The following is a 17,938-nucleotide window of genomic DNA, read 5'->3' as shown; positions in this document are numbered from 1 at the left end:
ACACCTCCGGGCGGCGGCTCGGGGGGACCTGGTCGAGCGGCGGGCGGCGGTGCACGCCCCGAGCGCGGCGCCCCCGAACACCGCCCGACCACGTCAGCGGTCCGCACTCGCCGAGGCCGTCGAGCAGTAGCTCGCCAGCCCCCCGGCACCTCGACGTCCCCTCGCGGCGGTCGCTCACCCAAGGGTGATCACTCGGACACCCCACGTCAACACCTGGTGCGGAATTCGCTCGTCCGCGTGACTTCCCATCCAGCCGAACCCCCTTGGCAGGGGCCGCCGTTCGCCTCGGCGTTCAGAATCCTCCGGCGGCCGTGCAGGACCTCTGGGCGTCCTCACCGCGGGAGCCGCGGCCCGCGGTCGTCACCAGGTCGACCTCGCACCAGATGCGCTTGCCCGTCCCGTCCGCCTGCCACCCCCAGCGGTCGGCGAGGCAGTCGACCAGTTCCAGGCCGCGCCCGCCGGTGTCCGCCTCGGCGGCGTGCCGGGGGTGCGGGGGGCGGGCGCAACGGTCGAGCACCTCGACGCGGACCGTGCCGGGCGTCGCGGCGTCGACGGGCCGGCACACCCGCAGCCAGGCCGACGCGCCGGTGTGGACGACGGCGTTGGTGACCAGTTCGGAGACCAGCAACACCAGGGTCTCGGTCAACGGCTCGTCGACTCCTATGCCCATGCCGGCTAGGCGCGTGCGCGTCCATCGCCGTGCCCGTCCCACTTCCGCGGGGTCGGGTCTTACCTCAAGCTGCACCTGAAGCACCTGCACCGCTCACACCATCCGAACCGGCGGAGACCTCGCCTCGCGCCTCCACAGGGTCACGCTGCGTGACCCGGTTGCGAGACAGCATGGTTGACCGGCAGGCCGCCAACAAGCGCTTCAGGCATATACCAACGCAAGGGAGTAGGACTACTGCATACTGTGCGACGCCGATGCCCGTGAGTCGAACAGCCCGTCAGCACGCGATCTTTGAGCTCTGAGTCAAGGGGCGCCCTCTCCCTGGACGGACGGCGCCGCCCCCGTCCCGGCCGCGCGGCCCGGCCCCGGCGCCTTCCGTCAGCCCGTGGTCCCACCACCAGTTCGAGCCGCCCTCCAGTTGCAGTGCGTGACGATCCCTTGCTCCGTCCGGGTGAGCCGCAGGCGCCGGCTGGCCGCCCGGGGCCGGACCGGTCGCGGAAGCGGGTGCGGCTCAGGAGGCCGGTCGGTAGGAGTCGGTCGCCTGCTCGTAGAGCGCGTCCACCGTCCGGTGGTCGTCATCGGGGCCGATCACCTGGATGACGTGGTAGCGGCCGTCCCGGATCATCGCCAGGTTCCGCACGTACACCTCGCGTCCGCTGGCGTCCCGCCAGGTGAAGGTGCCCTCCGCCATCGCGGTGCCGCCGACGTCGATGCGCCGCAGACCGGACGCCGAGGACCAGCTCGACGCACGGTAGGGCGCCAACTCGGCCTCGCTGTCCTGCTGGTAGGCCATCGGGTCGGTGCCGTACCTCGCCGTGGTGTCGCGCCCGGCCACGACCACCAGTTCCTGGTCGCCCCCCACGTAGCGCACCCGGCCGTGCTCGTCCGCCCCGCGCCGCTGCCAGCCGTCACGGACGGCGACCTCGAATCCCGCGGGGTCCTTGCGCAGCTCGAACCCGTCGGCGACCGCGCCGGGTTCGCCGCCCTCCGAGGGCGCGCCGGTCGGTGGCGTACTGCTCTGCCCTCCCCCGCCGTCCGCCCCGGCCGGGGCGGAGGCGGCACCGGAACCGGCCGGCGCGGGAGTCACCCGGTGGCCCGCGGCCCCGCCCTCGCCGCCGGGCGCGAACACGGTGGCGTAGAGCACCACCGCCGCCACCACGAGCAGCACCCCGCCGGCCAGGAGCGCGCCCAGCCGACGCGGTCCGCTGCGCCCGGCGCCGCCGCCACGCACCGGCTGATCCAGGACCTCGTACTCCGCCGGCCCGTCCTCACCGTCCCGAAGGGACCGGCGGGAAGTGCCGTACGGGTCGGGACGCCCGAGCGGGTCGTGGTGGTCGGACGGGGCGCGGCGTCCGAGCGCGTCGTGGTACCCGAGCGCGTCGTTGCGGTCATGCGCGCGGACCGGACCGGAGGGGCTGCTGCTCGTGTCCCGCGGGGCATCCGCCCGGCCGGGCACGGCCGCCTCCCGGAAGGGCGCCTCGGGCCGGAACGGCCCCCGGGCTGCGGGGCGGTACCCGTCGCCGGGCTCGCCCCGCCGGGCACCCCCGGCCTCGTCCCACCGTGCGGGAGTGGTCCCGTCCCGGCGTGCGGGAGCGGTCTCGTCCCACCGTGCGGGAGCGGTCTCGTCCCACCGTGCGGGAGCGGTCTCGTCCCGCCGTGCGGGAGCGGTCTCGTCCCGGCGTGCCGGCACGGGCACGTCACGCGGTGGGCGTGCGGCCTCGTCCCGGCGTGCGGGTGGGGGGACCTCTCGCGGTGGGCGTGCGGGAAGCTGCCCCGGTGCGTCGTGGGGCCGGGGCGGGGCAGGGAGCCGGGGGGGCGGTGTCCGGGGTGTCCGCGGGGCCGGCGGAGCCGACTCACCGACGGCCCGGGGCGCGACGGCGTCCCAGGGTTCGGCAGGCGCCGGAGCCGCGGGCGCGGGTCCGGCGGCGGAAGCAGAGCGGGGGGTCGACGGCCGCCCCTGGCCGGGGTGGCCGGCCGGCGGCTTCGTGAGCGGCGGGGCGGGCAGTGGCGGCGGACCACCACGCCAGGCCCCCGCCTCCGCGGCGTGACCGGCCTCCGGATGCGAGGGGCCACGGCGAGCGGGCTCCTCGGTCGGGTCCGCGACATGGGCGTGCGGGTCGGGCTCCGGGGGGCCTTCGGGCGCGGGGGGCTGAGGCTCCCCGAACGCGTGCGCCTGAGGCGCCTGGGGCTCCCGGGGTGTCCGGGGCTCCTGCGGCGCCTGGTTCTTCTCGGGCGCGGGCGCTCGGGATGCCTGGGGTGCCTGGAACTCGTCGGGCGCGGGCGCCTCGGACGTCCGGGGATCCCCCGGCGCGGGTGCCTCAGGTTCCTGTGGCGCGTGTGCCGCGGGCTTCCTGTGGGGTGCGGGAGTTCCAGTCACCTCGGGTGCGGGTGCCCCGGGAACCTCGGGTGCCCGAGGCGCCTCGCGCTCGGCCGGCGCGGCAGGTTCCGCCGACTCCACTGAATCCGCCGACTCCGCCGACTCCGCCGAATCCTGTGGGCCCTGCGGCCTCTCCTGCCCCTCCCGCCTCTCCTGCTTCCCGGGTGCTTCGGGAGCTTCGAGCGGGTGGGTGCCGGCGTCCCACGGGGGCACGGCACCGGGCACCCGGGGTGAGGCGCCATCGTCTGCGACGGGGGCTGTTCTTCCCGGCCGGGCGTTCTCGTCCTTCTCTACTCGGGGGCCTCCGTCGCGTCCGCCGGCACCGCGCGGCACGCTCGGTGCCGGCGGGGTTCCCTCAGCCTCGGGGCGGACCGCCCCCGAACCCGAGCCTGGGGCGGCATCCGGCCCCTGACCGGTCGCGGGGCGCGGCCCGGCACCGGTCCCCGACCTGGCGGCGGGACCGTTGGCCGGGTCTGCGGCGTGCGTGGGGGCCGGCCTGCCGGCAGTCCCCTGCCCCGGCCGTGAAGCCCGGGCGGAGGGCGTGCCGCCGGGTGCCTGGGCAGGCGGGCGCGGCGAGTACGGGGTGGCGGGGCGCGGCGCGGCGGCCGGACGCCCGGGAGCGGGGGCGGGCGACGTCGGGTGGGCGGGCCGGTAGGCCGCCGGGAGCGGAGGCAGCTGGGGAGCGCCGGGGCCCTGCGGCATGCCGGGGCGCGGCGGGACCGCGCCTGCCTGCGGGGGTGCACCGGCGGGCGCTCCGGGGCGCTGCGGGCCGCCGGTGCCGTGGGGCCGGCCGGGGGCCGCGGCGGGTTGCCCGGCCGGTGGGTGGGCGTCGGACGGTTGACGGCCGCGAGGAGCGCGGGCGGCATACGGCGCGGCCGAGCGGTCCGGGGGGACGGACGAGGGCCCGTCAGGGGAGCCTGCCGGGGCGGGGCCGGCCATACGATCGGGACCAGCCAGGTTCTCCGGGCCGGTCGTGCGCTCAGGCGCGGCCAGGTGGTCGGGGGCGGCCAAGGGCTCCTGAGCCGTGGGCCGCCCTGTCTCCCTGGGTTGCGGGTCGCGAGTGGCCCTGCGGTCGCGGCCCCGCTTGCGGCTCTTCTTGTGCCGTCCCTTGCGCACCAGTTCGCCGCGGCGACGCCGGATCGGCAGCCGGTGCGGGTCGGTGTCGGCGTCCGTGCCGGGCGCGGGGACGGCCACCAGGTGGCTGCCCGCCCGCGGTTCGGGGGCGTTGCGCACCACCTCGCGCAGCAGCGCACGCACCTCCTCGACGCCCGGCCGCCGCGCCGGGTCGCCCCGCAGCAGCGCCTCGACGACAGGCTGGAGCGGGCCGCACCCGGGGGCGGGCGGGGTGGCTCGGGTGCTCACCAGGTGCAGCAGTTCGTCTCCGTCCTCCTCGGGGAAGGGGGACCTGCCCGTGAGGGCACGGTGGAGGAGCACGCCCACCGCCCAGAGGTCTGTAGCCGGACCGAGGGGTGGTGCGGGTCGCCCGGCGCGCGGGTCCGCCGCCTGCTCGGGTGACCAGCGCTCGCTGACCGGGCCGACCACCAGGAGCCGCGTGTGGCGGGCCCGCTCCGCGGCGAGCGGCTCCGACGGACGGGAGGCCGGCCCCCGGGGCGGTGCCGTGGCCGCCGTCCTCCGGCTCCCGGCGGGAGCAGGCCTGCCGGGCGCGGTCGCGGGAGCGGCACCTGGGCGAGCGGCACCGGGTGCGGCGGCGGAGCCCTGGGACGTCGGACGGGCGCCGTCCCACCGGCCACCGTTCCGACCGGCGTCCCGACCGACGGGCGCGCCCGGCTCAGGCGCACCGGCGGAACCGGCACCACCGGAACGGCCGCCCCCGGGAAGGCCGGAGCTGTCCGTGAAAGGGGCGTCGCGCGGCCCGGGAGTGGCGGGGCCGGCGCCGGCGAGGGGCGTTCCGGCGACTCCGCCCGGGCCCGCGGTGCCTGCGGGACCAGCGGGGTCGGTGGGGCGGACAGGCCCGGCGGGCCCCTGGGGCGTCCCGGGTGCCTCGCCGGCGCGTACCGGTGGCCAGGTCGAGTGGTGTGCGGTGGTGTCGATGTGGTCGGCGTAGGGGCTGAACCGCGGTGGTTGTCCCGGCGTTCCGCCCGTCGCGGGGCGGCCTGCCGTCCCGGCCGGGTGCGAGGACGCGTTGCGGGCCTCGGCGGCGGACGGCGCCTCGGCGCGGGCGTTCGCCCGGGGCCCCTCGCCGGCAGGGTCCGTCGCTGCGGCTCCGCCCGGGGCGAGGCCCGCGGCTGCCCCTGCGCCGGGCCCGGGGGGCGGGTCGGTGCGGCCGGCTTCCTCGGCCGGCGGGATCGCGCGTGCCGGGCCGGCCCCTGGGGTGGGCGGGGTTCCGGCCAGGTGTGCGTTGCGCACGCGCGGGCCGATGGAGGCATGCGCCGCGGCGGCTCGGGCGCCTGCCCGGTAGGCGGCGATGGCACCGGCCCGGGCGCGCCGCAGGGCCTCGTCGGCCTCGGTCCGCGCCACCGCCGCGCCGGCGCCCGAGGCGGGTTCGGGCCGGGCGGTGGCCGGGGCGTCCGGGGTCTGCTGCGGGGGCACGGCCCCGGGTGCGTGCGCCTGTGCGCCGGTTCCGGTGGGCGGCCGGTGGCCGGCGCGGGCCTCCCGGGCGTCGGCGGTGACGGCGGACGAGGGGGTGTCGGGGGCCGCCGCCGTGCCGGACACGTCAGCGTCGGCGGGACCGGTTGCGTCCCCGGGGGATTCCCCGCCCGCGGAGAGCGACTCGTCCGCGGGAACACGGTCGTAGCCGCACAGGGCGTCCTGGGCGGCGCCGGTGGCGAGCCCGGTGAGCGTCACCCTGCCGTCGGGCCCCACCAGGACGGTGTGCGGGGTGATGTTGCGGTGGGTCCACCCGTGGACGTGCAGGGCGCGGACGGCGGTGAGCAGGTCGACGGCGATCTCGGCGCCCCGGTGGGGGGTCAGGGGCCGGTCGGTGAGGAGTGCGGCCAGGGGCCGGGCCGGTACGCGTTCGCTGACGATCCAGAGGCTGCCGGCCTCCTCGAAGGCGTCGAACACCTGGTCCAGCAAGGGGTGGTCGGGCAGGCGCGCCGCCTGGGTCGCCGCCTCCAGGGCACGGCGGACCACCGGGTCCTTCGGGCTGCGGTCGGCGCGCCCCCGCGAGGGGTGGTCGACGTCGGCGGGGCTCCCGGAGAGGTCCCCGGGTGAGGCCTCGGCAGGCTCCAGGACCTCTGCGTCGACGACCTCGGGCAGCAGGACCTGGTGGACCCACACCTCCTGTCCGCTGAAGGTGTCGAAAGCGGGGCCCTGGACCGGGTCGGGTCCGAAGGCCGACTGTGCGGGCAGGCGGTAGCGCTCGGCGAGCACCCACCCCGTGTACTCCTCCACGACACCTCCCCCACCGCAAGGCCCCCGTCGACCGACCGCATACCCCTCCGGGTGCGGCCGGGAACACCTCTCGCGTACCGGGCCTTTGCCCGCCGCGCTCCTCCGCTCCCCCGTGTCCCTTTCCGTCACGCCACCGGACGTCCCCACCGGACGTCCGGCGCGCCGGCCCAGCGCGTCAGCCGGGCCCGCCGGACGGTCCCGGCTTTCCGTCCGTCCGTTCTGCCGGGCAGCGCCTCAAGTCGTCCGTGACGCCCGGCGGACCGTCCCGGCGGTTCGGTCGGGCCGACAGGCCCGCGCCGACGCCGGGTGCGCCGCGGTCCGGATACGGGCGGAACCCGTCAGGAATCCGAAGAGTGCGGCCACATACCGTCCGTCGTCTCTCACGATACGTGCCCGGGCCGTCCGAGGGAGGCCCCTCGGCCCAACAGCCGCCCCCCGAAGGGCTCGCAGCCGCCGGAAGCCCTCGCGCGGGCCGGCAGGGCGGCCGGGCGCGGGCAGGCGGCCCGGCGGACGGCGGCGCCCCGGAACCGTGCTCTCCGGGGCGCCGTTCGTGCCGGTGGGTGGTGCCGCCTCAGTCCTTGACGGCGAAGGTGGCGAAGGCGGTCTCGCGGAGCCTGGTGCACTCCGCGCCCGACCAGTCGGCGGCGGGGCAGCTGATCATGATGGCGTAGCCGTGGTGGGCGTCCACCTTGAAACCGCGGTTGAGGACGCGCATGGTGGTGCCGCCCTGTGTGCGGGTGAAGGACCAGTCGGCGACCGTCGGGTAGCCGCGCCACTTCACCGACTTGATGCTGATCCGGTGGTAGTTGCTGCTGGAGGAGGAGATGGCGGGCTCCAGCGAGCGCCAGGCCGCCGCCGCGTCGTTGGACGGCTTGCTGTTGTAGTCGACCTGGACCCGGGGGTACTCGCCCTTGCCGGCGTTGTAGATGCCCCCGGAGTGCTGCCCCGCGATGTCGGTGCGCTTCCAGCCCTTGGGCAGGGCCATGGTGAAGTGGAAGTCGCCGTCGGAGACGGTGGCGTAGCCGTCGGGGACCGTGGCACCGCCCTTGCCGTCGCCGGAGCCCTCGGAGTCGCCCGAGCTGCCGGCGGACGCCTTGCCGTCGCTGTCGTCGCCGGAGTCGTGCCCCGAGGAGTCCTTCGAGGCGCCGGACTCCGCGCCCTGGCCGCCCTGGGAGGTGGCCTGGGCGCTTCCGCTGGGACTGCCGGACGCGGTCGGCGTGGCCTTCTTGCCGTCGTGGCGGCCGGCGCGCTCGTCGTCGCCCTGCCCGAGGGTGTAGACGAGGACCGCTCCGAGCACGACGAGGACGAGGACGACGGCCGCTATGGCGATGACGCGCCGCGGTACGCCGGCCGGGCCCGCGCCGGCGGGTGCGGGGGCAGCCGGTCCGCCGCCGGGCGCCTTCGGTGGGGCGGTGTCGGCCGCGGAGGCGGCAGGGGCGGCGCCGGAAGGCTTCGCCCGGGACTTCGCGGCGGCCTCGGCGGCACCTGCCGCGGCCGCTCCGCCCGCGGCGGCCTTGCCCGCCTGCGCGGCCTTGCCGCTCTCGCTCCGGGTCGCCTTCGATGCCTTGGCCCCGGCGGGGGACGAGGTCGCGGGGGCCGGCGGCAGCGCCATGGCGCGGGTGGCGTCGGCGGGCGGCTCGGCAGCCTTGGGCTCCGGCTCGGCGAGCGCCTCGGTCAGCAGGGCGCGGGCGCCGGCGTCGTCGAGACGCTTGTCGGGGTCCTTGACCAGGAGGCCGGCGATGACCTTCTCCAGCCCGCCGGCGCGCTTGGGCGGCTGCAGCGGCTCGGTCATGACGGCGGTGAGGGTGGCGATGGCCGAGCCCTTGTCGTAGGGCGGCACGCCCTCGACGCAGGCGTACAGCAGGCCGCCCAGGGACCACAGGTCGGCGGGCGGGCCGGGCTTCTGGCCGCGGGCCCGCTCGGGGGAGATGTAGGAGGGGGCGCCGACGAGCATGCCGGTGGAGGTCACCGAGGGGTCGCCCTCGACCTGGGCGATGCCGAAGTCGGTGAGGACGACGCGGCCGTCGTCGGACATGAGGACGTTGGAGGGCTTCACGTCGCGGTGCAGGATCGACTCGCGGTGCGCGGCGCGCAGGACGTCGAGCACGGCGAGGCCGACCTCGGCGGCGCGGCGGGGTTCCAGCGGGCCGTCGTCGCGGATCACCTCGGCGAGGGAGCGGCCCTCGACCAGTTCCATCACGATCCAGGGCCGGTCGTCCTCGTCCACGACGTCGTAGACGGTGACGGCCCCGTTGTTGCGGATGCGGGCGATGGCCTTCGCCTCGCGCAGCGTGCGGGTGATCAGGCGGCGCTTCTCGTCCTCCTCCACGCCGCCGGGGAAGCGCAGCTCCTTGACCGCGACCACGCGTCCCAGGACCTCGTCGCGGGCGCGCCAGACCGTGCCCATCCCGCCTCGGCCGAGGACTGCGGTGAGCCGGTAGCGGTCGGCGAGCAGCCTGCCCTTCTCGCCGTCCTTCTCGCCCTCGTCGCCCACGGAATCCCCTCTGTTATCCAGCCGAGTTGACTGCCTTCACATGAACTCCACTGCCCAAAACAGTTCAACTCGGACGACCCACCCTGGCAGAGGTTTCATTGTCCCTCATTCACGGGAGTGCGGAAGTCCCGGGTGGACGGCCCGGGCCCGCCGACCGCCCGTCAGGGCCCCGCCCGGGGCCGTCTCTCGGGGCGTGGTGAGACTGTGGCGACGGGAAGGGGGAAGGGTGAACGTCCGGGTGACAGGGCACGGCGGGGCGTCCCGCCGCCGCGCCCCGGGACGCCGTCCGCCCTCGCCTCACCGCCGTGGGGACCGGACGGAAGCCGAGCGGCACGGCGGGCCGGCGCCCGGGATGTCCGGATGTCACAGCGGGACGATGTCCGGGGCGCCCAGGCGTGCGGCGTCGGCGGTGAGGTCGTCGGGTTGGCGTTGCGACTCGCGTTCGGCCGCCACCCGCTTCTCGTAGTGCGTGACCTCCTTCGCGGTCTGCTCGGCGTCCCAGCCCAGGACGGGGGCCATCAGTTCGGCGGCCTCGCGGGCGCAGCGGGTGCCGCGGTCGAAGGTCTCGATGGAGATGCGGGTCCGGCGGGTGAGGACGTCGTCGAGGTGGCGGGCGCCCTCGTGGGAGCAGGCGTAGACGACCTCGGCCCGCAGGTAGTCGTCGGCGCCGGTCAGCGGGCGGCCCAGTGCCGGGTCGGCCGCGACCAGTTCCAGGACCTCCTCCGCCAGCGAGCCGTAGCGGCCCAGCAGGTGCTCGACACGGGCCACGTGCAGGCCGGTGCGGGCGGCGGTGCGGGCGCGGGCGTTCCACAGGGCGCGGTAGCCCTCGGCGCCGACCAGTGGCGTCTCCTCGGTGACGCAGTCGGCGACCCGGCCCCAGGTCGAGCCGGGCGGGCCGCCGGCGAGGCCGTGCACGGCGGCGTCCACGGCGTCCTTGGCCATGACCCGGTAGGTGGTGTACTTCCCGCCGGCCACCACGACGAGCCCGGGCACCGGGTGGGCGACGGTGTGCTCGCGGGAGAGCTTGCTGGTGGCGTCGGACTCGCCGGCGAGCAGGGGGCGCAGGCCCGCGTAGACGCCCTCGACGTCGTCGCGCGTCAGGGGGACGGCCAGGACGGAGTTGACGTGCTCCAGGAGGTAGTCGATGTCGGCGCTGGACGCGGCGGGGTGGGCCTTGTCGAGGTCCCAGTCGGTGTCGGTGGTGCCGATGATCCAGTGGCGGCCCCAGGGGATGACGAAGAGTACGGACTTCTCGGTGCGCAGGATCAGCCCGGTGGCGGAGTGGATGCGGTCCTTGGGGACGAGGAGGTGGACGCCCTTGGAGGCGCGGACGTGGAACCGGCCGCGCTCGCCCACGAGCGCCTGGGTGTCGTCGGTCCAGACCCCGGTGGCGTTGACGACCTGCCGGGCCCGCACCTCGTACTCGCCGCCCGCCTCGTCGTCACGGACCAGGGCGCCGACGACCCGTTCGCCCTCGCGCAGGAAGCCGGTGACGCGCGCCCGGCCGGCGACGGCGGCCCCGTAGGCGGCGGCGGTGCGGACCAGGGTGAGGACGTAGCGGGCGTCGTCGACCTGTGCGTCGTAGTACTGGAGGGCGCCGACCAGGGCGTCCTTCTTCAGGCAGGGGGCGACTCCCAGGGCCGCGCGCCGGGAGAGGTGGCGGTGCAGGGGGAGGCCGCGGCCGTGGCCGGAGGAGACCGACATGCCGTCGTAGAGCGCCACGCCGGAGCCGGCGTACCAGCGCTCCCAGCCCCGGTGTCGCAGCGGGTAGAGGAAGGGCACCGGCCTGACCAGGTGGGGGGCGAGGCGTTCCAGCAGCAGGCCGCGCTCCTTCAGTGCCTCGCGGACCAGGGAGAAGTCGAGCATCTCCAGGTAGCGCAGGCCGCCGTGGATGAGCTTGCTGGAGCGGGAGGAGGTGCCCGAGGCCCAGTCCCGCGCCTCGACCAGGCCGGTGGTCAGGCCGCGGGTGGCGGCGTCGAGGGCGGTGCCGGCGCCGACCACCCCGCCGCCGACCACCAGTACGTCCAGCTCGCCTTCCGCCATCCGTGCGAGCGCCTCGGCTCGTCCGACCGGTCCCAGTGTCGCCGTCCTCACCACTGCGCGCCTCCCGTTCCCGTCGCCGCATCGGCGCGCCGCGCGGGGGCGGGTGCGCCGGCGCGCCACGACGTGACGCGCTACGGCGGGTATCCCCGGCTTCGCGGTGACGACACCTCAGCACGGCGCGGGCGGGGCGGCGCGCTCGGCCGGCGGCACAGCGCGGAGCGCCGATCCGGGGGCGGGGGCGGGGTTCACCGGGGCCGTTCGGGCGGCGAACCCGCCCCGTCGCTCAATCCACCACCTGCAACGAATGTCCGTTTAGTCTACTTATGAGTCAATCGGACATGCGGAGTCGGCGTTCTTGTGCCAGGCCCGCACCGTCGGGAAGGACGCCAGCCCATGCCCGCAGACCTCGCCGTCATCGGACTCGGCCACCTCGGCCTCCCCCTCGCCCAGGCCGCCACCGCCGCCGGCCTCGCCACCATCGGCTACGTCCCCCAGCCCGCCGCAGCCCACGGTGAGGGACACCGCACTGCCGAGACCCAGCCGTCCCTCTCCCACCGGCCCGACCCCCTCGTCCCCCACACCACGCCCGCCGACGGGGCCCTGTCGGCCGCCGAGATGCGCCGTCTGCTCGCCGCCGGCTTCCGCACCACCGAGGACGCCGCGGCGCTGGGCCGGGTCCGCACCGCCGTCATCTGCGCCCCCACCCCGCCGCGGGTCGACCACGCCCTCGACCTCGGCGCCGTGGGGGAGGCCGCCCGCGCCCTCGCCGCGCACCTGCGGCCCCACACCACCGTCATCCTGGAGTCGGCCGTCTACCCCGGCACCACCGAGGACTACCTGCGCCCCCTGCTGGAGGAGGGCTCCGGACTGCGGGCGGGCCGCGACTTCCACCTGGCCCACGCGCCCACCCGGCACGACCCCGGCAACCGGACACACCCCTACGCCACCGTCCCCAAGGTCATCGGCGGCCTCACCCCCGCCTGCACCGAGGCCGCCGCCGCGTTCTACCACCGGCTGACCGACAAGGTGGTCCGCGCCCGCGGCCTGCGCGAGGCCGAGACCACCAAACTGCTGGAGACCAACTACCGCCACCTCAACATCGCCCTGATGAACGAGATGGCCGTGCTCTGCCACGACATCGGCGTCGACCTGTGGGACGTCATCCGGTGCGCGGAGACCAAGCCCTTCGGCTTCCAGTCCTTCCGCCCGGGCCCCGGCGTGGGCGGCCCCACCGGCCCCATCGACCCCAACTACCTCCCCTGTGAACGACGTTCCCCCGGCTACCCGCTGCGCCTGGTCGAGCTGGCGCAGGAGGTCAACGGGCGCATGCCGCGGTACGTGGTCCAGCGCGGCGCCGCGCTGCTGAACGAACACGGCAAGTCGGCCCGCGGCGCCCGGGTGCTGCTGCTCGGCGTCACCTACAAACCGGACCTCGCCGACCAGCAGGGCTCGCCCGCCCGCGAGATCGCCTCCCGGCTGATGGAACTCGGCGCCCACCTGGCCTACCACGACCCCTACGTCCCGCAGTGGCACGTACTGGACCGCCCCGTGCCGCGCGCCGACTCCCTCTACGAGGCCGCCGCCGACGCCGACCTCACCCTCCTCCTCCAGCACCACCGCGTCTACGACCTCCAGGGGCTGGCGATGAAGGCCCAGCTCCTGCTGGACACGCGCGGGGCCGCGCCGGCCTACCGGCTGTAGACCCGGCAGCCGCGGCCCGCAGCTCCGACGCCCGGCCCGGCCCCGGCCCGCCGGGGGCCCACCGCACAGCCACGCCCAGTACCGTGGGACGGATGAGCCCCTCCTCCGCTCCGCGCACGCTCGCCGAGGAGCTCCGCGCGCGCACCGACGACGAGTTGTCCGCGCTGCTGCGGGCCCGGCCGGACCTGCTGAACCCGGTCCCCGGCGACCTCACCCAGCTCGCCACCCGGGCGGGCACGCGCGCGTCCGTGGCCCGGGCGGTGGAGCGCCTGGACCGGTTCGCCCTCCAGACCGCCGAGGCACTCGCCGTCGCCCCCGACCCCTGCCCCACGGCGACCCTGCTCGCCCTGCTGACGGGCGACGGCACGCCCTCCCCCCTCGCCGACGGGACGGACCACGGCCCGCCCGCCGACGCCGAGGCCGTCGCCGAGCGGCTCCCCCACGCCCTGGCGACCCTGCGCACCCGGGCCCTGGTGTGGGGCCCGGAGGACCGGTTGCGGCTGGTGCGCACCGCCCGCGAGCTGCTCTCCCCCGCCCCCACCCGGCCCTCCCCCACCGGTCTCGGACCCACCGTGGCGGAGGCGGCGGCCGGCATGTCCCCGGGCCGGCTCCAGGACGTCCTGGCCGCCGCCGGGCTGCCACCGACCCACGACCCGGTGAGCGCGGTGGCGGCCCTGTCCGCGCTTTTCGAGGACCGCGCCGCACTCGCCCGTCTCCTCGACCAGGCGCCCGAGGAGTCCACCGCGGTCCTGCGGCGCCTGGTGTGGGGGCCGCCCTACGGTTCGGTCACCGACCGGCCCGGACCGCACCTGCGGTGGCTGCTGGACCGCGGCCTGCTGCTGCCGCACGGCGCCCGCGGCGTGGTGCTGCCGCGCGAGGCCGCGCTCGGCCTGCGCGCCGGCCGCGCCCACCGGGCCCCCGAACCGCTGCCGCCGGCCCTCGCGCCCGCCACCACCCGCGACCCGCACACCGTCGACCAGGCCGCCGCGGGCCAGGCGTTCACCGCGCTGGCCACCGTCGAGGAACTGCTCAAGGAGTGGCACCTGGGCGGCCCGCCGGTGCTGCGGGCCGGCGGCCTGAGCGTGCGGGACCTGCGGCGCACCGCCACCGCGCTGGACGTGCCCGAACAGCAGGCCGCGTTCTGGCTGGAGCTGGCGTACGCCGCCGGGCTGCTGGCCTCCGACGGGGAGGCCGACGAACGGTACGCGCCCACCCCGTACGCCGAGGAGTGGCGCGAGAAACCCGAGGCGGAACGCTGGGTCCAGCTGGCCGCCGCGTGGCTGGCCGCCACCCGCACCCCCGGCCTGGTCGGCGGCGCCGACGCCAAGGGCCGCGGCCTGTCCGCCCTCGGCCCGCACCTGGACCGCTCCGCCGCCCCCGAGGTGCGCCGCCGCGCGCTGACCCTGCTGGCGCAGCTGCCCGCCGGGACCTCCGTGCCGGCCCGCGCCCTGCTGGACCGGATGCACTGGGAGCGCCCGCTGCGCGCCCCCGGCCCCGCCGAGGGGGACGCCCGCACCCCGCAGCCGCCCGCCGGCACGCCGCAGGACGGCGGCGAGGACCTGCGCACCCGGCTGGCCCGCTGGGCCCTGGAGGAGGCCGAGACCCTCGGCGTGACCGGCCGCGGCGCGCTCGCCTCGCCCGCCCGCGCCCTGCTGGGCCTCCCGGCGGACGAGGCCGCCCCGGCCACCGGGGACGGGAGCTGGGACGCCGCCGCCGGCCCGGCCCCCGCCCCCGAGCAGCGCCGGCGTGCCGCCGCGGCGCTGGCACCGCTGCTGCCCGAGCCGACCGACCAGGTGCTGCTCCAGGCGGACCTGACGGCGGTGGCGCCCGGCCCGCTGCGCCGTCCGCTCGCCGACGCCCTGGACGTCCTCGCCGACGTGGAGTCCAAGGGCGGGGCAACGGTGTACCGCTTCACGCCGGGTTCGGTGCGCCGGGCCCTGGACGCCGGCCGGTCGGCCGCCGAGCTCCAGGAGTTCCTCGCCCGGCACAGCGCGACGCCGGTGCCGCAGCCCCTGGCGTACCTCATCGACGACGTGGCGCGCCGCCACGGCCAGGTCCGGGTCGGGGCCGTCGCCAGTTACGTGCGCTGCGACGACGAGGCGGTGCTGGCCGAGATCCTGGCCGCCGCCGCCGCGGGCCGGCGCACCGAGGGCCTGCGGCTGCGCCGCCTGGCGCCGACCGTGCTGGCCTCGACACTGCCGCCGGAGGAGCTGCTGGCCGGGCTGCGGGCGCTGGGGTACGCGCCGGCCGCCGAGTCCCAGGAGGGCGACGTGCTCGTGGCCCGCCCGGACGCCTACCGCACCCCGCCGCGCTCGGCCCCCGTCCCCGTCCCGGAGGGCCCGCCGCCACCCGACGCCCGGCTGCTGTCGGCCGCGGTGCGGGCGGTGCGCGCCGGCGACATGGCCGCCACCGCGGAGCGCCGCCCGGTGGCCCAGAGCGGCGCCGCACCCGGCGAGCTGCCGCGCACCACCTCGGCGGAGACCCTGGCCGCGATGCAGGCCGCGGCGCTGACCGGCAGCGCCGTCTGGATCGGCTTCGTGGGCGCCGAGGGCTCCGCCAGCCAGCGGGTCATCGCCCCGCTGCGCGTCGAGGGCGGCTTCGTGACCGCCTACGACCACACCGCCGACGAGGTCCGCACCTTCCCGCTGCACCGCGTGACGGGGGTGGCGGAGCTGGCGGAGGATCCGTCGGGGTGAGGACGGGACGGCGGTGGGCGCCGCCCCCGCGCCTCCAGGCATGGCAGGACAGGCGCGAGGGTGGACACTGTGGCCTGAGCCCGAGCCGCCGGCGCTCGCCCAGCACGAGGACCGACCAGGGAGAGGAACCGCACCGTGGGGGCTGCTCCCGACACGCCCGTCGTATCGGAGGTACCGGAGGCGGGCTTCCGCTACCGGGCGATGCGTGACGTCGTCGAGCGGGTGCGGGAGGACGTTACCGGGAAGCTGGAGATCACCCGGGAGGGGATCGTCCACGACCTGACGACACCCAACGGCCGCCACGAACTGACCGCCCTGCGCGTCCGCCGCCGCCTTGAGCACACCATGCCGTCGGAGTTGCCCGCCCACACCGGCACCCCGGATGTCGAGGCCCCCGACCAGGGCATCCTCCGCCATCCCGACGTGATCGTGGTCGCTCTCTCCGACATGGCGGACGACGGCCCCTTCGCCCCCCGCTCACTGCTCGCCGCGATCGAGGTCGTCTCCCGTTCCAACCCGGACAACGACTGGGTGGGGAAGATGCGGGACTACCCGCTCATGGGCGTCCCCTGCTACGCCGTGTTCGACCCGCGCACCGGCACCGGCACCGTCCTCTCCGACATCCACGACACCCCCGAGGGCCCCCGCTACGCCATCCGCAAGGACTTCGTCTACGGCGAGGACGTCGCCATCGGCGAGTGGACGATCTCCACCACCGACCTGCCGCGTTACCCGCAGTAGGCGCTCCGGGACCCTCCGCCGGGCGTGTGTCCCGAGCCACCCGCTTCCCCGCTGCCATGCGGCACACTGGACGTTTGGCCGCCCCGCGTCCCGGGGCGTCCGCCGTCGTAGGGGGTCGTCGACCGCCGCCCGTCCGGCACCAGCCGCCGGGGCGGCGGGGCGAGGTCGCAGAAAGGGTCACACACGCGTGAACGGGCCACTGATCGTCCAGAGCGACAAGACACTCCTGCTGGAGGTCGACCACGAGCAGGCCGACGCCTGCCGGCGGGCCATCGCGCCCTTCGCCGAGCTGGAGCGCGCGCCGGAGCACATCCACACCTACCGCGTCACCCCGCTCGGCCTGTGGAACGCGCGGGCCGCCGGGCACGACGCCGAGCAGGTGGTGGACGCCCTGGTGCAGTTCTCGCGCTACCCGGTGCCGCACGCCCTGCTCGTCGACATCGCCGAGACCATGTCCCGCTACGGGCGCCTGACCCTCACCAAGCACCCCGCGCACGGCCTGGTCCTGACCACCACCGACCGGCCGGTGCTGGCGGAGGTGCTGAAGTCCAAGAAGGTGCAGCCGCTGGTCGGGGAGCGTTTGGACCCGGACACCGTGGTGGTGCACCCCTCCGAGCGCGGGCAGATCAAGCAGACCCTGCTCAAGCTCGGCTGGCCGGCCGAGGACCACGCCGGGTACGTCGACGGTGAGGCGCACCGCATCGACCTGGACGAGGACGGATGGTCGCTGCGCCCCTACCAGCAGCAGGCCGTGGACAACTTCTGGCACGGCGGCTCCGGCGTCGTCGTGCTGCCCTGCGGTGCGGGGAAGACGCTGGTGGGCGCGGGGGCCATGGCGCAGGCCAAGGCGACCACGCTGATCCTCGTCACCAACACCGTCTCGGCCCGGCAGTGGAAGCACGAGCTGGTGCGCCGCACCTCGCTGACCGAGGAGGAGATCGGCGAGTACAGCGGGACGAAGAAGGAGATCCGCCCGGTCACCATCGCCACGTACCAGGTGCTGACGACCAAGCGGAAGGGCGTCTACCCGCACCTGGAGCTGTTCGACTCCCGGGACTGGGGCCTGATCGTCTACGACGAGGTGCACCTGCTGCCGGCGCCGGTCTTCAAGTTCACCGCCGACCTCCAGGCGCGGCGCCGCCTCGGGCTGACCGCGACGCTCGTGCGGGAGGACGGCCGCGAGTCGGACGTCTTCTCGCTCATCGGGCCGAAGAGGTTCGACGCGCCGTGGAAGGAGATCGAGTCGCAGGGCTACATCGCGCCCGCCGACTGCGTGGAGGTCCGCGTCAACCTCACCGACTCCGAGCGGCTGGCGTACGCCACGGCGGAGACCGAGGAGAAGTACCGGTTCTGCGCGACGACCGCGTCCAAGCAGCAGGTCACCGAGGCACTGGTGCGCCGCCACCAGGGCGAGCAGACCCTGGTGATCGGCCAGTACATCGACCAGCTCGACGAGTTGGGCGAGCACCTGGGCGCCCCGGTCATCAAGGGCGACACCAGCAACGCGCAGCGCGAGAAGCTCTTCGAGGCCTTCCGCCAGGGCGAGCTGTCGGTGCTGGTGGTCTCCAAGGTCGCGAACTTCTCGGTGGACCTTCCGGAGGCGACCGTGGCGATCCAGGTGTCCGGCACCTTCGGCTCGCGCCAGGAGGAGGCCCAGCGCCTCGGCCGGGTGCTGCGGCCGAAGGCCGACGGCCACGAGGCGCGCTTCTACTCGGTGGTGGCGCGCGACACCGTCGACCAGGACTTCGCCGCCCACCGGCAGCGCTTCCTGGCCGAGCAGGGTTACGCCTACCGGATCATGGACGCGGACGAGTTGCTGGCGGCGGGCGAGGAGGCCTGACCCCCGCCGGCGGCAGGTGTCC

At 76.4% G+C, this 17,938-nt stretch carries 8 protein-coding genes; 4 read left to right on the top strand and 4 right to left on the bottom strand.

The annotated features are described in order from the left end of the window. Positions 1–292: 292 nt before the first annotated feature. The 4 genes from ACFV3R_RS15785 to ACFV3R_RS15770 all read right to left on the bottom strand — a co-directional run bounded on the left by ACFV3R_RS15785 (position 293) and on the right by ACFV3R_RS15770 (position 10,989). On the bottom strand, positions 293–760 hold the full coding sequence (locus tag ACFV3R_RS15785) for an ATP-binding protein (protein WP_385581881.1): 468 nt from the start codon (positions 758–760) through the stop codon (positions 293–295). A 421-nt stretch (positions 761–1,181) separates the two neighbouring features. Beyond that, positions 1,182–6,401, bottom strand: coding sequence for a hypothetical protein (locus tag ACFV3R_RS15780; RefSeq protein ID WP_385581878.1), 5,220 nt, complete (start codon positions 6,399–6,401; stop codon positions 1,182–1,184). Positions 6,402–6,972: 571 nt separating this feature from the next. Further along, positions 6,973–8,895, bottom strand: a complete 1,923-nt coding sequence (locus ACFV3R_RS15775) for a serine/threonine-protein kinase (RefSeq protein ID WP_385581875.1) — start codon at positions 8,893–8,895, stop codon at positions 6,973–6,975. A gap of 363 nt (positions 8,896–9,258) precedes the next feature. Then, the gene (locus ACFV3R_RS15770; protein ID WP_385581872.1) at positions 9,259–10,989 is read right to left on the bottom strand and encodes a glycerol-3-phosphate dehydrogenase/oxidase; all 1,731 of its coding nucleotides are present in this window, start codon (positions 10,987–10,989) and stop codon (positions 9,259–9,261) included. Positions 10,990–11,331: 342 nt separating this feature from the next. On the opposite strand from ACFV3R_RS15770, the gene ACFV3R_RS15765 reads away from it, so the two are divergent. From ACFV3R_RS15765 to ACFV3R_RS15750, 4 genes are all read left to right on the top strand, one after another. After that, positions 11,332–12,639 carry a nucleotide sugar dehydrogenase gene (locus ACFV3R_RS15765; protein ID WP_385581869.1) on the top strand — a complete coding sequence of 436 codons (1,308 nt, stop codon included), beginning with the start codon at positions 11,332–11,334 and terminating at the stop codon, positions 12,637–12,639. 92 nt (positions 12,640–12,731) lie between these two features. Further along, positions 12,732–15,335, top strand: a complete 2,604-nt coding sequence (locus ACFV3R_RS15760; RefSeq protein WP_385581866.1) for a helicase-associated domain-containing protein — start codon at positions 12,732–12,734, stop codon at positions 15,333–15,335. Between the two features lie 201 nt (positions 15,336–15,536). Continuing rightward, positions 15,537–16,076 (top strand): Uma2 family endonuclease, encoded by a 540-nt coding sequence (locus ACFV3R_RS15755; RefSeq protein WP_385582237.1) that lies wholly within the window; start codon positions 15,537–15,539, stop codon positions 16,074–16,076. Positions 16,077–16,263: 187 nt separating this feature from the next. Continuing rightward, positions 16,264–17,916 (top strand): DNA repair helicase XPB, encoded by a 1,653-nt coding sequence (locus ACFV3R_RS15750; protein ID WP_385581863.1) that lies wholly within the window; start codon positions 16,264–16,266, stop codon positions 17,914–17,916. The last annotated feature ends 22 nt before the right edge of the window (positions 17,917–17,938 follow it).

Source organism: Streptomyces sp. NPDC059740, from assembly GCF_042733155.1.
Taxonomy (GTDB): Bacteria; Actinomycetota; Actinomycetes; order Streptomycetales; family Streptomycetaceae; genus Streptomyces.
Note: the sequence above shows the minus strand (reverse complement) of the source record. Positions and strands in the feature narration are given on the sequence as shown.